Genomic DNA, 19,409 nt, shown 5'->3' with positions numbered 1-19,409 from the left:
AGTAGGCGTTAAACATCTTCACGAGCATTAAGCGCGCCACGCTCAATACGATTGCGGCCGTTGTTTTTAGCGTTATATAGCGCTTCGTCAGCAGCTTGCATCATGCGTGCCATATCTGGATTTTCGGGATGATTCAGCGTGACCACGCCTGCGCTGAGCGTGATCGGGGTGTCATCGGCATGGGTGAGATTGGATGCGGCTAGTCGTTGGCGTAGTTCATCCGCTACGTTAAAAGCCGAAGAGAGGGTGTGGCCGGGTAGCCATGCAACAAACTCTTCTCCACCGTAACGCGCAAAGATGCCGCCGTGCGTCTCGATGGCAGCCTCACCCAGCTTGGCGAAAGTAAATAAGTACTCATCACCGACTAGGTGCCCCATTTGGTCATTAACCCGCTTGAAATGGTCGATGTCGAATAGGATTAAGCTAGTAGGACGAACCGCCTGGGAAGCCTCCATTTGTTCCAGGAAGTAGCGACGGTTGGCAATGCCTGTGAGCTCATCGTGGCGCGCTAGCCACTCAACTTCTTGCTGTAGTTTGCTGCGCTTTTTGATCTCTTGCTGCAGCGCGATGTTACTTTTTTGCATCGCGCTATGTTGTTGTCCGATGCGCTGAAACGTGTAAAGCACGAGGTAGAGCAGGTAAGCAAGGGTTAAGCCCGTGACTAAGCTGATAGAGGGTAAGCGCGGTAATTGGCTAATGAGGTATTGACGCCGTGGTTGATAAGAAAGCGTCAGTGTTTTGTCGAGTAAATAGATGGGGTGGTGGTAAGCCCAGGGGCCTGGGTCAGTCGTATCGCCGTGCTTAGCTAATATATGGGCGCCATCGTGCCACTGTATTACCCCTTGGCTCGCAGGCTGTTGGGCAAATAGCTCTGCAGCAAATAAGGGGAGGCTGACCACCATTGCCGAGGCGCCTAACGAAACGCCATCCGCATTGAATACGGGGAAGTAGTGCACGATACCTGGACCGCCTTGCAGTAGCTCAATGATATCTGTGTTGCCTTCCTGCTGCCCCATTAACGCTGGCTCAAGGGCGGTGCGTCCTTCTGGCTGGACGTCGAAAAGCCGTAGCCCAATGTTGATTAAATTAGTTTCTGTGAACGGGTAGACGTGGCGTATGCCGCTATCCGGCGAAATAAATGCGATATTAATCAAATACCTAAAATCTTGATGATAGCTCGCGGCTTGGTCGGTCCACTGTTGATGGTTTGGCGGTGCTGTTTGTAGCTGCCATATGCCCGCAAAGCGACGCATGGTATTTAAATGGTTATCGATTTCATGAGAGAGCCGCATTGTTGCTTGCCAGGCGCGCGCTTCAACTTGGCGGTGCAAATTTTGTTCCGCTTCATGATGTACCTGTCCCCAAAGCAGTAGTGCCAACATTAGGAGTCCACAGGCTGGCCAAAGCGCGCGCGACCGGTAGCGGCGGCCTCGCCAGTATGGTGCTGAGGAAAGATATTGCCCAAGTAGAACGATGCTAAAGATTATCAGGCTAGGCCAGGAGGCCGCGTAGCGAATAAGGGGGGTAAACGTCGAGTAATGATAGATGAGTTGTAAACCGGACAGCAGGAGGGCCATGACCAGAAGCAGCGGCGCGCCTAAGCGAGCTCGGTGACCCAGCAGAAGCGCTAATGCACTTAGTTGCAGAGCCAACGTCATCAGCAGCGGTGCCCGGAAGCGCTCAATGCTGCCAGGGTATATCCAAGCCGCCAGGGTTTCCCAGCGGGCCGTTGTTACCCAGCTTTCTGGTAGTAGATAGCTGATCAGGCCCGGTAGTAAGAGGCCAATCGTCACCACGCTTAGCAGGCGCGCAAATAGCCAGTGCTCCTTTTGAGCGCATAGCGAGCCGAGCGCTAACAGTACGAGCCCTACAGAGGTGGCGCTGGGATGCATGACCACCAGCGCGATAGCCAAGCAGGCAGCCGCTATGGGTAACCAGTGCTTAGCTCGTGCAATGGGCATAAAGACTGATTCCTTCAATTAAGCGGCGGTATTAGCTCGAATAGTAGCAAGGACTCATCGTCCATAGGCGTTTGGGACAGTTGAAAAAACTGCTGCCGGCTGCGCTCCACATACTCAATCATCTCGTAGTAGCGGCGAATGTTGCGCACATAAATAACCGGTTCGCCGCCTCGGGCATAGCCGTGTCGGGTTTGGCTGTGCCATTCGCGCTGCTGGAGAAGCGGCAGGGCGGTACGCACATCTTGCCAGCTATCGGGGTCTCCGCCGCGTGTTTCTGCGATTTTGCGGGCATCGTAAAGATGCCCAAGACCGACATTGTAGGCCGCCATGGCCATATAGAGCCGGTCATCGCCGGTAATGCTTTCTGGCAAGCGGTCTTTAATGCTGCGCAGGTAGCGGGCACCACCGTCGATGCTCTGCGCTGGGTCGGTGCGGTCAGCGACGCCCATCTCACTGGCCGTTGGGTTAGTGAGCATCATTAAGCCGCGCACGCCGGTCGGTGATACGGCATCAGGGTCCCAGTGAGACTCTTGGTAGCCCACGGCCGCCAGCAGCTTCCAGTCAAAGCCTGTTTCAAGCGCTGCCTGTTTGAAGAGCCCGGTGTAGGTGGGCAGTCGTTCGTCTAAATGGGCTAAAAAGGTGCGCGTTCCCACATACTCCAGGTAATCATCGTGGCCAAAATAGCGGTTAACCAGTTGCGCTAACGTGCCGTCTTCTTGCAGCGTTTGGAGAAATTGATTGGCGGCTTCCAGTAACCCTAAGCCACGTTGGCTGGGCACGGCCCATGCCATGGAGAGAGGCTCGCCCAGGAAAAAACCCCGTTCTACATTAGGAAAAAACAGCCGGTTAAGCCGGAACTGATGGTCAAAAATGATCGCTGCATCCAGCGTGTCGTTTTCGACTCGTGCCAGCAGTTCGGCCACTTCGAGCTCATGGGACTCTTTCCAGCTCAGCTGCGGATAGTCGCGCTGAAGGGCGAGCAGGGCTTGGCTGGTACCCGCGCCACTTAACGTGCCAAGTTCAAGGCCGACCAAGTCCTTTGGAGCAGCAATCCCGTGCAAGCCGCGTCGATAGACGACCAGCGGCTGCATCTGAATAATGGATCGGGTGTAGTGGATGCCTGGGGTGTTGGGCAGTAACGGCAAGGCCGCCGCGCCTAAATCGCCTTGCTCGCGCACGGCGGGGAGTACGCTTTCAGGGTGATGGCTGGCGTTGAGGTTTAAGCTGACCCCCAGGTGGTCAGCAAACCGCTGCATTAGCTCGTATTCAAACCCGGTTGGGCCTTGGCGGCCCTCATAATAGGTTGTTGGCGTATTACGGGTATGAATCGTAATAAAGTCTTTTGCTTGTATATGGGTTAAATGCTCGCTGGGCGGTACCCAGGCAGGCGGCGTCAGCATGACCAGTAAAACAGTGATGGCTAACGCCCTGTAGGTGCTTGAATAGGTAGCAATGTGTCGGTAAATAGGCGTTAGCATAGCGTCTGTTCAACGTGAAACATGTTGTTACGATACCCAGGCTTGTAGAAGCTGTCACCTTGTTGATTTCGTGTGGCCGACGCTTTCCAGTATCATAGGCGCTTATTGGTATCATAAAGAGGGGTCGCATTGCGGCCTGGTGATTTCCTGCTCGAACTCTTCCTGCTTTAGAGGCTCCCAGATATGCTCGAACTGCGAGGCGCACCCGCCCTTTCTGCCTTCCGCCATGAACGGCTGCTAACGGTGTTGCGTGAACGTGTTCCGGAGGTGGAGGCGCTATCCGCCCATTACGTCCACTTCATTGATCACCACGAAGAGCTCGATAACGCCGCTCAAGAGCGTTTAGCTCAGCTGCTCGACTATGGTAGCCACGAAAGCCAAGACGCCCCGGAAAACGCCCAGCGTTTTCTGGTGGTGCCGCGCTTAGGCACTCAGTCTCCCTGGTCCTCTAAAGCAACCGATATCGCCCATAACTGTGGGCTGGGTCAAATTAGCCGCATCGAGCGCGGGATTGATTATCGGGTAGGGCTGCGTGGAGAGGCTAGCGCCGACACCCTGCAGGCCATCGCCGCACTGCTGCATGATCGCATGATTGAAACCGTGCTGGATGATGTGGCTGATGCCGCCAAACTGTTTGCCCACCATACTCCTGCACCGCTGGGCAGTGTGGATGTTTTAGACGGTGGCCGCGACGCCCTCGTGACGGCGAACCGTGAGCTGGGCCTGGCGCTGGCGGACGATGAGATTGATTACTTGGTGGCTGCGTTTATTGAGCTTGGCCGCAACCCCAGCGATGTCGAGCTGATGATGTTTGCCCAAGCAAACTCGGAGCACTGCCGCCATAAAATCTTTAACGCGGACTGGGTGATTGATGGCGAAGCGCAACCCTATTCGCTGTTTAAGATGATTAAGAACACCTTCGCGACGTCGCCGGATAACGTGCTTTCCGCTTACAGCGACAACGCGGCGGTGATTAAGGGCAGCCACGGCGGACGTTTCTTTCCCACGCCGTTGACAGGTGCCGATGACGAGCGCGCCAGCTACGACGCCCACCAAGAACCCATCCATATTCTGATGAAGGTGGAGACCCACAACCACCCCACGGCAATTGCGCCGTTCCCCGGTGCCGCTACAGGCTCCGGCGGTGAAATTCGTGATGAAGGGGCCACTGGCATCGGCGGCAAGCCCAAAGCAGGCCTATCAGGCTTTACCGTGTCTAACCTGCGGATTCCTGAATTTGTTCAGCCCTGGGAAGCCTTTGATTACGGCAAGCCCGAGCGTATGCAGTCGGCGCTGAACATCATGCTGGATGGCCCGATTGGCGGCGCCGCGTTTAACAACGAGTTTGGCCGCCCCAACCTAACCGGCTACTTCCGCACCTACGAGCAGGATACGCTGAGTGAGGGTGGCATCGAGCGTCGTGGTTTCCATAAGCCGATTATGCTGGCCGGTGGCTATGGCAATATTCGCGCGCAGCACGTGCAAAAGGGCGAGATTCCCGTTGGCGGTAAGCTGATTGTCATGGGCGGTCCGGCGATGCTGATTGGGTTGGGCGGCGGTGCGGCATCCAGCATGGCATCAGGTGTTTCAAGTGCCGATTTGGACTTTGCCTCGGTGCAGCGGGAAAACCCCGAGATTGAGCGTCGTGCGCAAGAGGTGATCGACCGCTGCTGGACGCTGGGCCTACAAAACCCCATCCGCTTTATTCACGATGTAGGTGCAGGCGGGCTGTCCAACGCGCTGCCAGAGCTGGTCAAAGACGGCAATCGTGGTGGCCTGTTCAACCTGCGCGCCGTGCCCAACGCTGAACCCGGCATGAGCCCGCTGGAAATCTGGTGTAACGAAGCCCAGGAACGCTATGTACTGGCGGTGGCGCCGGAAGATTTAGAGACCTTCGACGCGCTGTGTAAGCGCGAGCGCTGCCCCTACGCGGTGGTAGGTGAAGCCCTGGAGCATCATCATCTGGAAGTGCGTGACGGTCATTTTGACACCAAGCCTGTCGATTTGCCGATGAGCGTACTGTTTGGTAAAGCGCCTAAGATGACCCGCACGTTTGAGCGCCAAACGCTTGAGCTTTCCGGTGTGATGCTCGACAACTTAGACCTTCGTGAAGCGCTTGATCGCGTGCTGAGGTTGCCCGCGGTAGCGTCTAAAAGCTTCTTGATTACCATTGGCGACCGCTCGATTACTGGTCAAGTGGCCCGTGATCAGATGGTGGGCCCCTGGCAGGTGCCCGTGGCAGACGTGGCGGTGACCACCGCAAGCTTCGACACCCATGCCGGTGAAGCGATGGCCATGGGCGAGCGCCCGCCGGTCGCGCTGATTAACCCTGCGGCCAGTGCCCGTTTGGCCGTTGCCGAAGCGATTACCAACTTAGCCGCCGCGCCCATTGCCAAGCTCTCGGATATTAAGCTCTCGGCTAACTGGATGAGCGCCGCCGATCACCCCGGTGAAAACCAAGCGCTTTATGACGCTGTACACGCAGTGGGAATGGAGCTCTGTCCGGCGCTCGGCATTGCCATACCGGTGGGCAAGGACTCCATGTCCATGCGCACCGCATGGCAAGAAGGCGACGACGCTGAAGAGAAGAGCATCACCTCGCCGCTCTCCCTGGTGGTGACCGGGTTTGCGCCGGTAACCGATGCGCTAGCGACGCTGACGCCGCAGATCAACCTGGAGCAAGAGGAGTCTGACCTGATTCTGATTGATCTGGGTAACGGTCAAAACCGCTTAGGTGGCTCGGCGCTGGCGCAGGTATATGGCCAGGTAGGCAACGACTGCCCGGATGTAGACGACCCCGAAGACCTGAAAGCGTTTTTTGAAGTTATTCAAGGCCTAAACCGTGATGGCAAGCTGTTGGCCTATCACGACCGCAGTGACGGTGGCCTGCTGGTGACGCTGCTGGAAATGGCCTTTGCCGCCCACGCCGGTCTTGAGATCAAACTCGATTGGCTGATTGATGAGCCGGTAGAAGCTTTTAACGCGCTGTTCTCAGAAGAGCTGGGCGCGGTGATTCAGGTGAACCGGGCCGACACTGAAGAAGTGCTAACCCAATTTGCTATGGCAGGGATCGAGACCTGTGGCGTTATTGCGCGCCCGCGCTACGACGACCAGGTACGCGTGACGCTGTTTGAAGAGCCGCTGTTGGAAACCACGCGCCAGCTGACTCAGCGCACCTGGGCGGAAACCAGCTACCGCATGCAGGCGCTGCGGGACAATCCCGAGTGCGCCAAAAACGAATTCGATAACCTGCTCGACGTGCGCGATCCTGGCCTGAGTGCCGCGCCCAGCTTTGATATTAATGACGACATCAGCGCGCCGTATATCAATACGACGAAGCCAGCAGTGGCCGTCCTGCGCGAACAGGGCGTTAATGGTCAGGTCGAGATGGCTTGGGCGTTCCATAAAGCGGGCTTCGACGCGGTGGATGTGCACATGAGCGACATCCTGGAAGGCCGTGTCTCCCTGGAGGAGTTCAAAGGGCTAGTCGCCTGTGGCGGTTTCTCCTACGGCGATGTGCTAGGTGCCGGCGGCGGCTGGGCGAAGTCGGTGCTGTTTAACGAGCGCGCCCGCGAGCAGTTTGCCGCGTTCTTCTCCCGCGACGATAGTTTCTCCCTGGGTGTGTGTAACGGCTGCCAGATGCTCTCGCAGCTGAAGTCTCTCATTCCAGGGGCCGAAGAGTGGCCTGCGTTTGTACGCAACGAGTCCGAGCAGTTCGAAGCTCGCGTGGCCATGGCGCGGGTAGAGAAAAGCCCCTCGATTCTGTTAGCGGGTATGGAAGGCTCCAAGCTGCCGATTGCCGTGGCCCACGGTGAAGGCCGCGCCGAGTTCCGTGATACAGCGCACCTTCGTACCATGCAGTCCAGCAGCCAGATTGCGCTGCGTTATATTGATAACTACGGTCAGGTGACTACCCGCTACCCGGCTAACCCCAACGGCTCGCCGTCGGGCATTACCGGTTTAACCACGCCGGATGGCCGCGTCACCATCATGATGCCTCACCCGGAGCGAGTGACTCGCGCAGTTACCAACTCCTGGCGCCCCGCTGAGTGGACCGAAGATGGCGCTTGGTTGCGCTTATTCCGTAACGCTCGTGTGTGGTTGGGTTAAGACCTGCCATTGCGAATGAAAAGCGGCCTGCGGGCCGCTTTTTGCTTATGACAGAGAAGTGGTTGCGGTGATGGTTTGGGTGAGATGAAACGTTTGTTTGAAAATGGGCCGTCCTCGCGCCACACTCAGTTCACAAGTGCAGCGGTCGCCAATCGGTGGCGAGCCAAAAATTCTGGGAGCTGGAATGCATCAAACCTTCAATGAGCGCGTGACGCTGTCGTTTGCCGACCATGTGGCGGAGGTGGCGTTGTCGAGACCCGATCACCTCAACGGCTTGGATTGGGCCATGATCGACGGTCTACTGGCGGCACAGCAGCACCTAGCCGAGCTTGCGGGGTTACGTGCTGTGATCTTGCGCGGCGATGGCGACAGCTTTTGCGCCGGTCTTGATATGGCGTCGATCATGGGTGAGGCAGAGCGGTTGCCTACTCTGCTGGCACCCGACGCTACGGGTGTCAATCCGGTTCAGCGTCTGGCCCTGGGGTGGCGTGAGGCGGGTGTCCCCGTGGTGGCTGCCCTGCACGGGCATGTCTACGGTGGCGGCCTGCAGATAGCCCTGGGCGCCGATATACGCATTCTCCACCCGGGCGCACGTCTGGGGCTGCTGGAGATTGATTGGGGCATCATCCCCGATATGGCAATAAGCGTGACCGGAGAGTGGCTGCGTCAGGATGTGCTGTATGAACTGGCGATCAGCGGGCGCAAGGTGTCAGGAGATGAGGCTTACCAGCTTGGGCTTGGCACTCGCCTGAGCGAAACGCCGCTGGCGACGGCGCGGGAGACCGCCGCGCTAATTGCGTCACGCTCGCCTCAAGCCGTAGCGGCGGCGCGTGAGCTATTTACCCGTGGTCCAGCCTTGGATCTCCGTGATCGGCTGGCGCTTGAAGCCCATTTGCAGCGGCAGCTATTGGCCAGCGCTGAGCAGCGCGAGGCGGTGAGCGCACGCATGGAGCGTCGCGCGCCGCGTTTTGACTAATATGCCTCACTTAAACGCTTCCGCCGGTACGGGTTCTGGCTCTGGCTCTGGCTCTGGCTCTGGCTCACCACCCCGCTTGCGCCCCTATCAAACGGAGGCGGTAAAGCGGGTGGTCAGCCACTTTCGGGCCACCAGCGACCCAGGTGTGGTGGTGCTGCCCACCGGCAGCGGCAAGTCGCTGGTGATTGCTGAGCTGGCCCGGCTAGCCCGTGGGCGCGTGCTGGTGCTGGCTCACGTGCGCGAGCTGGTGGAGCAAAACCATGCTAAATACCAAGCCTACGGGCTTAAGGCGGATATCTTCAGCGCGGGGTTAAAGCGCAAAGAAGCCAGTCGCCAAGTGGTATTTGGTTCGGTGCAGTCGGTGGTTCGTAACCTGGAGCAGTTCAACGATGCCAGCTTCACCCTGCTGGTAATCGATGAGTGCCATCGCGTGTCGTTGGAGGAGGACTCCAGCTACCGGAAGGTGATCGAGCACCTGCGAAGTCAGAACCCGCAGCTCAAAATCCTCGGCTTAACCGCCACCCCATTTCGTTTGGGGCAGGGCTTTATCTACCATCGCCACCACCACGGCATGGTGCGTGGCTCGGAAGAGAGTTTCTTTGCCGACTGTGTGTTTGAGCAGCCGCTGCGCCTGATGGTCAAACAGGGCTTTTTGGCCGCGCCTAAACGGCTGGATATGGCCATCGAGGGTTACGACTTCTCAACGCTTGCGCCCGCCTCCAGCGGGCTGTTTCGGGAGGAGGAGCTTAATCGCGTGGTGGCTGGGAGTCGTGCGACGCCGGGTATTATTGCCCAGGTGGTTGAGCATGCTGACAATCGCCAAGGAGTGATGATTTTTGCCGCCACGGTGGCCCATGCCGAAGAGATCATGGGCTATTTGCCCGCCGAGCAGGCGGCGCTGATTACCGGCGCGACGCCCTCTGCCGAGCGCACTGCGCTCATCAATACCTTTAAAGCGCGTCAATTGAAGTTTCTAGTGAACGTTGCGGTGTTGACGACAGGTTTTGATGCTCCCCATGTTGATCTGATTGCGATCTTGCGCCCCACAGAGTCGGTCAGCCTCTATCAGCAGATTGTGGGTCGCGGGCTGCGGCTTTCGCCCGGCAAAGAGGAGTGTTTGATCCTCGACTACGCGGGCAACCCGTGGGATCTCTATGCCCCGGAAGTGGGCGAGCCCAAGCCGGATAGCGACAGCGAACCGGTGCAGGTAGCCTGCCCGGACTGCTGTCACGCCAACCTGTTTTGGGGCAAGCGCGACGGCGAGCTGGTCATTGAGCACTTTGGCCGCCGCTGCCAGGGGCTGATTGAGGATGACACAGTGCGACGCAGTCAGTGCGAATTTCGTTTTCGCTTTAAAGTGTGTGACGAGTGCGGCGCTGAAAACGATATTGCCGCCCGCCGCTGCCACGGTTGCGAGACGCTGCTGGTGGACGCCGATGACAAGCTCAAAGATGCACTGAAGCTAAAAGACGCAAAAGTGTTGCGGGTCAGCGGTATGCAGTTAGAGGCGACCACCAACGGTCGCGGCCTGCCGCGCCTGAAAGCGACCTATTACGACGAAGATGGTGCCAGCCTTAGCGAGTGGTTTGCGCTGGAAACCCCGGCCCAGCGCCGTGCGTTTTATGCCGTGTTTCTGCGTGCCCACCTTCGAGCGCCAGGCGGCCAATGGCAGCCGACGACGCCTGATGAGGTAGCGGGCGAGCAGCGCCGCCTGCGTCATCCGGACTTTGTGGTGGGCCGAAAGGTGGGTCGCCACTTTCAAATCCGCGATAAGCTGTTCGACTATCAAGGACGCTATCGCAAAGCTGCCGATGCTGGCTAGATGCCGCGCCCTGGATGCGCTGCTACACTGCCATTTTTTGAGTCATCAACTAAGTCAACCACTGAGCCATCAACCAAGGATACGACCCGCGTGAGCGAGACGCCTAGCGCAGCGCCAGACCAAGACGTGCAATCGACCGCCGAGCCGGTAGTGGAGGCGCTTGGGCGTCTGTTCGATGAGCCCATCACGCAACTGCCTGAAGACCTCTACATTCCGCCCGAAGCGCTGCGGGTCTTTCTGGAGGCTTTCGAAGGGCCGCTGGACCTGCTGCTATATTTAATTCGACGCCAGAACCTGGATATTCTGACCATCAACGTGGCGACCATTACCCACCAGTACATCGAGTACGTGGAATTAATGAAAGCCATGGAGATTGAGCTGGCCGGAGAGTATCTGCTGATGGCGGCTATGCTGGCAGAGATTAAATCCCGCACGCTACTGCCGCGCCCGCCAAAAGCGGAGGACGAGGAGGAAGAAGACCCCCGTGCCGAGCTGATTCGCCGCTTGCAAGAGTACGAGCGCCTTAAAGAAGCTGCTGAAGCGCTGGACACGCTGCCCAGGGTAGGGCGGGACTGGTTTAGCGTGCAGGCGGGCCTGCCGCCGTTGGAAACCCGGATGATTCATCCCGATGTGGAGCTGGATGAGCTGCTGGGTGCGCTCTCCGATATTCTCAAGCGCGCAGAGCTGGCCCAGGCTCATCAGATCAGCCGAGAAGTGCTCTCTACCCGCGAACGGATGCTGCATATCATGGAGCAGCTTAGCCAAGATAGTGCGAGCGGGCGTTACACCCCCTTTGAAGCGCTGTTCACCCTGGAAGAGGGCCGGGCCGGTGTGGTGGTGACCTTTATGGCCATTTTAGAGCTAGCGAAAGAAGCCATGATTGAGATTGTTCAAAACGCGCCGCTGTCGCCCATTCACGTGCGCGCCCGCCAAGCGGCGCTGACCGATGAGGAAGAGGATGCTTTCGAGCGCGCGCAAGAGGACCAGGGCAATGCCGCCTCGGCATTCGAAGAGTCTGCGTTTGAACCTGACGAGGAGTCGCGGTGAGAGACACCACGTTAGACGATATTATTGAAGCGGCGCTGCTGGCCGCGGGAGAGCCGCTGCCCGTGGAACGCCTTGAAACACTGTTTTTGGCCGATGAGTGCCCATCGAGAAAAGCACTACGAGAAGCGCTGTCGCGGCTGGCGCTGCGCCACGATAACGGCGCGCTGGAACTGGTAGAGACCGCCTCTGGCTTCCAGCTACGCATTCGCCCCCGCCTGGCTCACTGGGTGTCGCGGCTGTGGGACGAGCGCCCTCAGCGCTACTCCCGGGCGCTGCTGGAAACGCTGGCGCTGATTGCCTATCGCCAGCCGGTCACGCGGGGTGATATTGAAGAAGTGCGCGGTGTGAGCGTTAGTAGCTCGATTGTGCGCACGCTCATGGAGCGCGGCTGGATACGTGTAGTGGGCCACCGGGACGTGCCAGGTCGCCCCGCCGTGTATGCCACCACGCGCAGCTTCCTGGATGACTTCGGCCTGAAAACGCTGGATGCGCTGCCGCCCATGCATACCTTAATCAATGGCGAAGACCACGAAGCGCTGCCTCTGGAGGAGGCGTCAGCCGAACAAAATCTGCCATCCGCACTGGACGAAACGGCGCAAAGCGTGCAGGATGCGCCACCCCAGAGTAAAGACACTACCTCGGCTGAATCAGCCGACCCCCACGCCGAGACGGCGTTAACCCAGCCGCTGAGTTTTGCCGATTTAGAGGCACGGCTTGCGGCACGTGCGCAGCGCCAACATGACGCACGCACGCAGACCAACGATGTGAGGTCAGACGACCATGAGTCAGAGTAACAACACCACGCCCCCTACCAGCGAAAAGCTGCAGAAAGTCCTCGCCCGCGCAGGCCTTGGCTCCCGCCGTGAAATGGAAACCGCTATTTCCGATGGCCGTGTGAAGGTCAATAGTAAAGTAGCGAAGCTTGGCGATCGGGTAGAGGCGCGAGATAAAGTCAGCTTTGATGACCGACCGGTCACGCTGCGCCCGGAAGAGGAAGTGCCGCGCAGGGTTATTATGTACAACAAGCCGGAAGGTGAGCTGTGTACCCGTAAAGACCCTGAGGGACGCCGCACGGTCTTCGAGCGCCTACCGCGTTTAAAAGGCGAACGCTGGATTGCCATTGGCCGCTTGGACATCAACACCAGCGGTTTGCTGCTGTTCACCACCGACGGTGAGCTGGCCAACCGCCTGATGCACCCCTCCACCCAGGTAGAGCGTGAGTACGCAGTGCGCGTGATGGGCGACGTTAAGCGCGAACACATTGTGGCGATGGTTGACGGTGTGATGCTGGAAGATGGCCCCGCTCGCTTCACCGACGTGCAGGAGTTCGGCGGCGAAGGCATTAATACCTGGTTCCACGTGGTCATTCTAGAAGGCCGCAACCGCGAAGTGCGCCGCCTTTGGGAATCCCAGGAGCTGACGGTGAGCCGCCTAAAGCGCGTGCGATACGGCAATATCTTCCTGGATAAGCGGGCGAAAGCCGGTGAGTGGGTAGAGCTTTCTCAGGATGAAGTGGATGATCTGGCAACACTGGCGAATTTAGAAACGCGCAAAGTGCCGGAGTTAACCCCGGATGAGAAAAATCGTTGGAGCCGTGACAAGCATAAGCGTCGCCCGGTGCAGGCCATGCGCAAGCCCAAGCGTCGTTAGTCGCGTTTAAGTAACGGATGTTTATAGACCAAAGATAAAAAACGCTTGCCATCGAAGCACTGTATCCGTACTATATGCATCCGTTCGAGGGGGTCGTTAGCTCAGTTGGTAGAGCAGTTGACTTTTAATCAATTGGTCGTAGGTTCGAATCCTACACGACCCACCATTCGAACACAGATATAGCGTTAAGTTAAACGCCGTTACGCAGCAAAAATTTGGGTCGTTAGCTCAGTTGGTAGAGCAGTTGACTTTTAATCAATTGGTCGTAGGTTCGAATCCTACACGACCCACCAAATTCAACGCCCCTGGCAGCTTATTGTCAGGGGCGTTTTGCTATGCAGAGGGGTAGCGTGCGAAACGAACTTTCTGCTTGCAGTGGGCAACAATTGTCCACCACAATAGTCAAAGCTTCAGCTGCCGGCGACACCACGGTAGCGCTGGTCACATTACTAAGACCAGAGCGGCGTGCCACCGTGAGAGACACAGCGGCCCGTCGCATCGAGAGCGGCGCGTGCGGAGTGCATACGCCGCGACTGATGTTTAACAGGGGGATTCCCTGTTCGTCACAGTGGTAGACACGATGACTATTATGACTTCCCAAGCTGAGCTTGATGCTCCGCTCCCCAGCCCATACTGCCCCACTCGTATTCCTGCGGAAGACGAGGTCCGGGTTGATGAAATTAAGCAACTGCTTAAAGCGAATAACGCCGTGTTAGTTGCTCATTACTATACCGATGACGCCATTCAGCAGTTAGCAGAAGAGACCGGCGGCTGTGTCGCTGACTCCTTGGAAATGGCCCGCTTTGGCGCTCGCCATGATGCTACTACGTTAGTCGTCGCAGGCGTTCGCTTCATGGGCGAGACGGCAAAAATTCTTTCCCCAGAAAAACGCGTGTTAATGCCCACGCTGGAAGCCACCTGCTCGCTGGATATTGGCTGCCCCATCGATGAGTTCAGCGCTTTTTGCGATGCGCACCCAGACCGCACGGTGGTGGTGTACGCCAACACGTCCGCCGCTGTAAAAGCGCGCGCCGACTGGGTGGTTACATCGTCCATTGCCGTGGAGGTGATTGAACACCTGCAGGCGAAGGGCGAGAAGATTCTTTGGGCGCCAGATAAGCACCTGGGTGGCTACATTCAGAAGAAAACTGGCGCCGATATGCTGATGTGGGACGGCGCCTGTATCGTCCATGAAGAGTTCAAGGCCAAAGGTATCGAGGATCTGAAGCGCCTCTACCCTGATGCTGCCGTGCTGGTACATCCCGAATCTCCGGATGCGGTCGTCAAGCTGGCGGATGTGGCCGGGTCGACCTCTCAGCTGATCAAAGCCGCCCAAACGCTGCCCAATGAGCAGCTAATTGTGGCCACTGATCGCGGTATTTTCTTCAAGATGCAGCAAGCAGTGCCGGGCAAAACGCTGTTTGAAGCACCTACTGCTGGCAATGGTGCGACATGCCGTAGCTGCGCTCACTGCCCGTGGATGGCAATGAACGCCCTGGATAACTTAGCCGGTGCGCTGCGCCATGGCAGTGGGGAAATCTTTGTAGATGAAGCGCTGCGTCAGCAGGCGTTAAAGCCGCTGGAGCGTATGCTGAATTTTAACGCCTAACGTTTAGCTGATTATGACCGTTTGAATATTACAGCCCGAATGCGATAAGCATTCGGGCTGTGTTGTTAGCGGCCTTAAAATTTCTCTAGTGCCTCACGGTATTCTAAGAACGCTTCACGGCGCTGTTCGATACGTGCCAGTGCCTGCTGATCGTTCTCCTGCCGAGCGGCATCTTTTGCAATGCTCAGCTGGCGAATGCCGCTATCAATTCTTCCTGTTAGCTGTAAGTGCTCTGCTCGCGCTAGGTGCCCCCAGCCGTTATCGCCACTGCGGCCTGCGGCTTCTGCCAGTAGGCTAAACCCTTGGGGATTTTCTGGGTGGCGTGCGGTTATCTCTCTGAGCAGATTGTAAGCGGCCTCTGGGTTTCTCTGGAGTTGAGCTTCAGCCAGCACTAACTGAGCAGGTAAGTAGTTGGGCGATAGCCGTAGCAGCCGTTGGCTACGGGTAATGGCGTCGTCGTAGCGCTGAGCGTCAAGCGCTATGCTAGCGGCCGATGCGGGCAGCATGCTGTAATCTGGCAGCTCACGGGCTAACTGGTCGAGAGTATTAAGGGCGCTATCTGTTTGTCCGTTATGTGCCGCGATGAGTGCGCCTAGATAGCGCTGTGCTGGTTCTCCGGCGTTCTCCTGATCAAGGCGGGAGGCGGCCTGCTGAGGCGTGTTGTGGTAAATGCTCAGCAGTGCTCGGGCGCGCATCATGTCGTACAACGTGTTGCTAGTGTAAGTGTCAGCAACGCGGAGCTGTGATGCGCGAACCTGGGCGTCGCTTAAGCGACTATCGGAGACCGGGTGGCTCAACAGAAACTCAGGCGGCGTGCCTCCTTGCAAGCGCGCCATGCGTTGCATGGCGCCAAACATACGCACCATCGCCTCCGGGTCGTAGCCTGCATTGGCCATGGCTTGAAGGCCAATCCGGTCGGCTTCCTGCTCAAAACGGCGGGAGTAGCTAAGCTGGTCTTGAATCAGTGCTGCTTGGGAACCCATCGCGGCGGCAAGGCCTGCATCGCCACCGCCGCTTGCGGCTATTAACATGCCGGCAAGCATAGCGGCCATGGCGGGCAGTTGAGTCTGCTCGGCACGGGCACTGCCCCGTGCATAATGGCGCTGAGATAAGTGACCAAGCTCGTGGGCGAGTACTGACACGAAAGCGCCTTCATCTTCAGCAAAAGCAAACAGCCCCGAGTTGATGCCTACCACGCCACCGGGAACCGCAAACGCATTCAGTGAGCGGTTGTCGACCATGACAATCGTCGTTTGCAGGTTGCCGAGTTGGCTGTGGGGCGCGAGGCGGGCAATGAGGCCCTGCACATAGTCATTAACGATAGGGTCCTGCCACTGAGGGGCCTGGGCACGGAACTGGCGTAACCACGCCCGACCTAAACGGTACTCTTCGTTACTTACTGAGGTGGAGGCACCGCCCAAGCTAGGCAGTTGGTAGTCATCAATGGCATGCCCCGGTGGGGTAACAGCCGCTGTGCTGAGCGCAAAAAAAAGTGCTAAGGCCCAGCGTGGATAAATCGTGCGAAGGTGCGGCATGGCATCCTCATTAGTGAATCTGGCGTCATGTATTAGGCGCAGCTAACAGCCTGTGACATTGATTCAGGCAGGGAAGTGCCGTTAAATCAACTCCACGGCGGGCATCACGAAAAAATAGTTTATGTAACAATGCCATATTTCGGCAGCATTTTGAGGGAGAGGTTATGGCTGGGCAAACCCCTGATTTAATACTGGATGCAAGTGGACTGCATTGTCCGCTACCGTTATTGAAGGCAAAACAGGCGCTTTCAGGGCTTGCGCCGGGTCAGCTGTTAGAGGTGCGTGCGACCGATGCAGGTGCCTGGCGGGATATGGCATCCTTTACCGAGCAAAGCGCCCACGTGCTTGAGCAGCGTGAACAGCGAGACGATGTGTACATTTTTTGGATACGTAAAGCAGGGAATACACACTCATGACCATGCGCACGATTCTGAAAAGTTGGGTTGAGCGTTACTTTTCAGACGAAGAGGCGTTAATTCTTCTGTTGGTTCTAGTGGCGGGCTTTGCGGCCATCATCTGGTTTGGCCGCATGCTGGCACCGTTTTTTACGGCGCTCGTGCTGGCATTTCTGCTGCAAGGCGTGGTGAACGGATTAACCCGACGAAGCGTGCCGCATCTTTTATCTGTGATTATTGTGTTTTTAGGTTTTATCAGTGTGCTGCTAACGCTGGCATTTATCTTAATGCCGCTGATTTGGAACCAGCTGGTTGGGCTTGTTCAGGAGATACCGCGCATGTTTGCCAGCGGCCAAGGGTGGCTGGATGAACTGCAGGCTCGCTATCCAAATTTAATTACCCCTGACCAAATGCAGAGCTGGATTGGCGTTGCTGGGCGTGAGATCAGCCAGCTTGGGCAGCGTGCGTTAACGCTTTCGTTGGCGTCGCTGGGCAACGTAATGGCACTGATTATCTACTTGGTCTTGGTGCCCATCTTGGTGTTCTTTATGCTTAAGGACCGCGAAACGTTAGTGGGTTTTACGCTTTCATTACTGCCGCAAAAGCGTACGCTGCTGACACGCATTTGGCATGAGATGGACACTCAGATTGCCAACTACATCCGCGGTAAATTTATCGAAATTATCATTGTGGGCAGTGTGGCTTTTTTTACCTTTGCTTTCTTTGGCTTGCCATATACGGCGCTGCTGGCGGTGTTAGTGGGGCTTTCGGTATTGGTTCCTTACATTGGTGCGGCGGTTGCCACGCTTCCGGTGGCTGCCGTTGCGGGCTTTCATTTTGGAATCAGCGAACAGTTTGCTTACGTACTGGTAGCTTACGGAGTGATTCAAGCGTTGGACGGTAACGTTCTGGCGCCTGTACTGTTTTCAGAAACCAACAATATCCACCCGGTTTCGATTATTGTTGCCGTGCTGTTTTTCGGTGGTATATGGGGGTTTTGGGGTATCTTTTTTGCGATACCGCTAGCCACGCTGCTTAAGGCATTGGTGTATGCTTGGCCAAGAGGCATCAAGGAGCAAGAGGAGAACCGCTTGTTGCAACATTCGGGACACATAAATCGCTCGGAACAAGAGCTGCCTTGACGGAAGGCTGGCGCCCCTGCCCGCTAAGAGAGAGGGGCGCATATGCTAGCTAGGAAACGTCTTCTCAGTGCTCGGCGTGCAAAGTCTCAGCAGCGGCTAACACCTCATCAACATGGCCCGGCACTTTGACACCACGCCACGCTTTGGCGAGTTTACCTTCGCTATCGATTAAGAACGTACTGCGCTCAATGCCCAAATGCTCCTTGCCGTACATTTTCTTTAACTTGATGACGTCAAACAGCTGGCAAACCTGTTCATCTTTGTCGGAAATGAGTTCGAAGTTAAAGTTTTGCTTGGCTTTGAAGTTCTCTTGGGCACGTATGCCGTCCCGGGAAACACCGATAATGACCGTGTTAGCCGCATCAAACTGGTGTTTACGGTCGCGAAAATCACCTCCTTCCGTCGTGCAACCCGGCGTGCTGGCTTTAGGATAAAAGTAGATGACGACTTGCTTGCCTTTAAGCTCTGAAAGCGTAATGGTGGTGTCGCCCGTGGCAGTGGCGGAAAAGTTGGTGACGGGTTGGCCAAGTTCAATTGACATATAAGCTCCTGATGTGGGGTAACGTTCAATAAGAATTACACGCAAGTGCAGCCCGCCTGTCAAAGCTGATTGCCCAGGGTAAGCAAACTCACTGTGCTTTACGCTGTACAGGCTTGGGTCGCCTGAGTACCATTTGGTGTTTATGGGCGGGGCTGACCATGCTCCTAAACGTGTCAATGCTGCGTTTTAGCGCTATGTACGTTATCGCGTCGCATGCGGTTGGTTGATTTCAACATTTTGCAGGTGAGGAAAAACGGATGATCACAGGTAGCATTGTCGCCCTGGCGACGCCGATGAAGGTCAATGGTGACATCGACTGGGAGGCGCTTCGTCGTCTGGTGAATTTCCACCTCGACAACGGTACCGATGCCATTGTCGCAGCGGGCACCACGGGTGAACCAACTACCATGTCATTTGCTGAACACTTTGACGTGATTCGTAGCGTGGTTGAAGAGGTGAATGGCCGGATTCCTGTCATTGCAGGCACCGGTGCCAACGCTACATCTGAAGCGGTTGAGCTGGCGCGCTACGCCGGTGAAGTGGGCGCTGACTACTGCTTGTCGGTTTGCCCCTACTACAATAAGCCCACCCAGGAAGGCCTCTACCAGCACTTCAAGGCAGTGGCTGAGGGCAGCAAGCTGCCGGTAATTCTTTACAATGTGCCCAGCCGCACCTGCTCGGATCTCTACAACGAGACCGTTTTGCGCTTGGCCGAGGTGGATAATATCATCGGTCTAAAAGATGCCACCGGGAACCTTGAGCGTGCCGAAGATCTAATCAATCGCTTGAAAGGCAGTGGCTTTATGCTCTACTCAGGCGATGATGCGACGGCGTGTGACTTTATGTTGATGGGGGGGCATGGTGATATCTCCGTGACCGCCAACGTTGCCCCGCAAGCGATGCACGATTTATGTGCAGCAGCCATTGCGGGTGATGCCGATAAAGCGCACCAGCTCAACACGCGCCTGATGCCGCTGCATACGAATTTGGGGATCGAGTCCAACCCGATTCCAGTAAAGTGGGCGTTGCATCGTATGGGCTATATGGACGCGGGTATTCGCCTGCCGCTGACATGGCTGTCGGAGAAGTACCATGGCACCGTCAGCGAGGCGCTGCAGCTTGCGGGCGTTGTAGAGGAGTAAC

The 19,409-nt window shown here is 56.9% G+C and carries 14 protein-coding genes and 2 tRNA genes; 12 read left to right on the top strand and 4 right to left on the bottom strand.

Features of this window, described 5'->3' with window-relative positions:
* Positions 1-8 precede the first annotated feature (8 nt).
* A complete protein-coding gene (locus LOS15_RS11730) occupies positions 9-1,961 on the bottom strand; it encodes a sensor domain-containing diguanylate cyclase (RefSeq protein ID WP_263066140.1) in 1,953 nt (650 codons plus the stop codon).
* 14 nt (positions 1,962-1,975) lie between these two features.
* Entirely contained in the window at positions 1,976-3,439 is a 1,464-nt protein-coding gene (gene mltF, locus LOS15_RS11725) for a membrane-bound lytic murein transglycosylase MltF (RefSeq protein WP_263066138.1), read from the bottom strand.
* 183 nt (positions 3,440-3,622) lie between these two features.
* Between mltF and purL the strand changes: the two genes are divergently transcribed.
* The 9 genes from purL (at position 3,623) to nadA (ending at position 14,653) form a co-directional block, all read left to right on the top strand.
* The gene (gene purL, locus LOS15_RS11720) at positions 3,623-7,549 is read left to right on the top strand and encodes a phosphoribosylformylglycinamidine synthase (protein ID WP_263066137.1); all 3,927 of its coding nucleotides are present in this window, start codon (positions 3,623-3,625) and stop codon (positions 7,547-7,549) included.
* Between the two features lie 184 nt (positions 7,550-7,733).
* Positions 7,734-8,525 (top strand): crotonase/enoyl-CoA hydratase family protein, encoded by a 792-nt coding sequence (locus tag LOS15_RS11715; protein ID WP_263066136.1) that lies wholly within the window; start codon positions 7,734-7,736, stop codon positions 8,523-8,525.
* Between the two features lies 1 nt (position 8,526).
* Positions 8,527-10,347: a DEAD/DEAH box helicase gene (locus tag LOS15_RS11710; RefSeq protein ID WP_411537026.1), complete on the top strand. Its 1,821-nt coding sequence runs from the start codon at positions 8,527-8,529 to the stop codon at positions 10,345-10,347.
* Positions 10,348-10,437: 90 nt separating this feature from the next.
* A complete protein-coding gene (locus LOS15_RS11705; protein WP_263066135.1) occupies positions 10,438-11,394 on the top strand; it encodes a segregation and condensation protein A in 957 nt (318 codons plus the stop codon).
* Complete coding sequence (gene scpB, locus LOS15_RS11700; RefSeq protein WP_263066133.1) at positions 11,391-12,188, top strand: SMC-Scp complex subunit ScpB; 798 nt, start codon at positions 11,391-11,393, stop codon at positions 12,186-12,188. Before LOS15_RS11705 ends, scpB begins: the two co-directional genes overlap by 4 nt.
* Entirely contained in the window at positions 12,175-13,044 is an 870-nt protein-coding gene (rluB, locus tag LOS15_RS11695) for a 23S rRNA pseudouridine(2605) synthase RluB (protein WP_263066132.1), read from the top strand. The genes scpB and rluB overlap by 14 nt, the downstream gene beginning before the upstream one ends.
* A gap of 90 nt (positions 13,045-13,134) precedes the next feature.
* Positions 13,135-13,210 (top strand) — tRNA-Lys (locus LOS15_RS11690).
* Positions 13,211-13,261: 51 nt separating this feature from the next.
* Positions 13,262-13,337, top strand: a tRNA-Lys gene (locus tag LOS15_RS11685).
* 287 nt (positions 13,338-13,624) lie between these two features.
* Complete coding sequence (nadA, locus tag LOS15_RS11680) at positions 13,625-14,653, top strand: quinolinate synthase NadA (RefSeq protein WP_263066131.1); 1,029 nt, start codon at positions 13,625-13,627, stop codon at positions 14,651-14,653.
* A 74-nt stretch (positions 14,654-14,727) separates the two neighbouring features.
* Here nadA and LOS15_RS11675 read toward each other — a convergent pair whose 3' ends face one another.
* The gene (locus LOS15_RS11675) at positions 14,728-16,188 is read right to left on the bottom strand and encodes a M48 family metalloprotease (RefSeq protein WP_263066129.1); all 1,461 of its coding nucleotides are present in this window, start codon (positions 16,186-16,188) and stop codon (positions 14,728-14,730) included.
* Positions 16,189-16,352: 164 nt separating this feature from the next.
* On the opposite strand from LOS15_RS11675, the gene LOS15_RS11670 reads away from it, so the two are divergent.
* Entirely contained in the window at positions 16,353-16,604 is a 252-nt protein-coding gene (locus LOS15_RS11670; RefSeq protein WP_263066128.1) for a sulfurtransferase TusA family protein, read from the top strand.
* On the top strand, positions 16,601-17,725 hold the full coding sequence (locus LOS15_RS11665; RefSeq protein WP_263066127.1) for an AI-2E family transporter: 1,125 nt from the start codon (positions 16,601-16,603) through the stop codon (positions 17,723-17,725). The genes LOS15_RS11670 and LOS15_RS11665 overlap by 4 nt, the downstream gene beginning before the upstream one ends.
* A 64-nt stretch (positions 17,726-17,789) precedes the next feature.
* Here LOS15_RS11665 and LOS15_RS11660 read toward each other — a convergent pair whose 3' ends face one another.
* Positions 17,790-18,266 (bottom strand): peroxiredoxin, encoded by a 477-nt coding sequence (locus LOS15_RS11660; protein WP_263066126.1) that lies wholly within the window; start codon positions 18,264-18,266, stop codon positions 17,790-17,792.
* Positions 18,267-18,523: 257 nt separating this feature from the next.
* Here LOS15_RS11660 and dapA point away from each other — a divergent pair, with 257 nt between their 5' ends.
* Complete coding sequence (gene dapA / locus LOS15_RS11655) at positions 18,524-19,408, top strand: 4-hydroxy-tetrahydrodipicolinate synthase (protein ID WP_263066125.1); 885 nt, start codon at positions 18,524-18,526, stop codon at positions 19,406-19,408.
* Position 19,409: the final 1 nt, after the last annotated feature.

The organism is Halomonas sp. 7T, from assembly GCF_025643255.1.
Taxonomy (GTDB): Bacteria; Pseudomonadota; Gammaproteobacteria; order Pseudomonadales; family Halomonadaceae; genus Vreelandella.
This window is presented reverse-complemented; position numbering and strand designations above follow the sequence as displayed.

What these genes read in the sequence shown, in the direction of transcription:
- LOS15_RS11730 (WP_263066140.1), bottom strand. Translation starts at nt 1,961, where the DNA reads ATGCCCATTGCACGAGCTAAGCACTGGTTACCCATAGCGGCTGCCTGC.
- mltF (WP_263066138.1), bottom strand. Translation starts at nt 3,439, where the DNA reads ATGCTAACGCCTATTTACCGACACATTGCTACCTATTCAAGCACCTAC.
- purL (WP_263066137.1), top strand. Translation starts at nt 3,623, where the DNA reads ATGCTCGAACTGCGAGGCGCACCCGCCCTTTCTGCCTTCCGCCATGAA.
- LOS15_RS11715 (WP_263066136.1), top strand. Translation starts at nt 7,734, where the DNA reads ATGCATCAAACCTTCAATGAGCGCGTGACGCTGTCGTTTGCCGACCAT.
- LOS15_RS11710 (WP_411537026.1), top strand. Translation starts at nt 8,527, where the DNA reads ATGCCTCACTTAAACGCTTCCGCCGGTACGGGTTCTGGCTCTGGCTCT.
- rluB (WP_263066132.1), top strand. Translation starts at nt 12,175, where the DNA reads ATGAGTCAGAGTAACAACACCACGCCCCCTACCAGCGAAAAGCTGCAG.
- nadA (WP_263066131.1), top strand. Translation starts at nt 13,625, where the DNA reads ATGACTATTATGACTTCCCAAGCTGAGCTTGATGCTCCGCTCCCCAGC.
- LOS15_RS11675 (WP_263066129.1), bottom strand. Translation starts at nt 16,188, where the DNA reads ATGCCGCACCTTCGCACGATTTATCCACGCTGGGCCTTAGCACTTTTT.
- LOS15_RS11670 (WP_263066128.1), top strand. Translation starts at nt 16,353, where the DNA reads ATGGCTGGGCAAACCCCTGATTTAATACTGGATGCAAGTGGACTGCAT.
- LOS15_RS11665 (WP_263066127.1), top strand. Translation starts at nt 16,601, where the DNA reads ATGACCATGCGCACGATTCTGAAAAGTTGGGTTGAGCGTTACTTTTCA.
- LOS15_RS11660 (WP_263066126.1), bottom strand. Translation starts at nt 18,266, where the DNA reads ATGTCAATTGAACTTGGCCAACCCGTCACCAACTTTTCCGCCACTGCC.
- dapA (WP_263066125.1), top strand. Translation starts at nt 18,524, where the DNA reads ATGATCACAGGTAGCATTGTCGCCCTGGCGACGCCGATGAAGGTCAAT.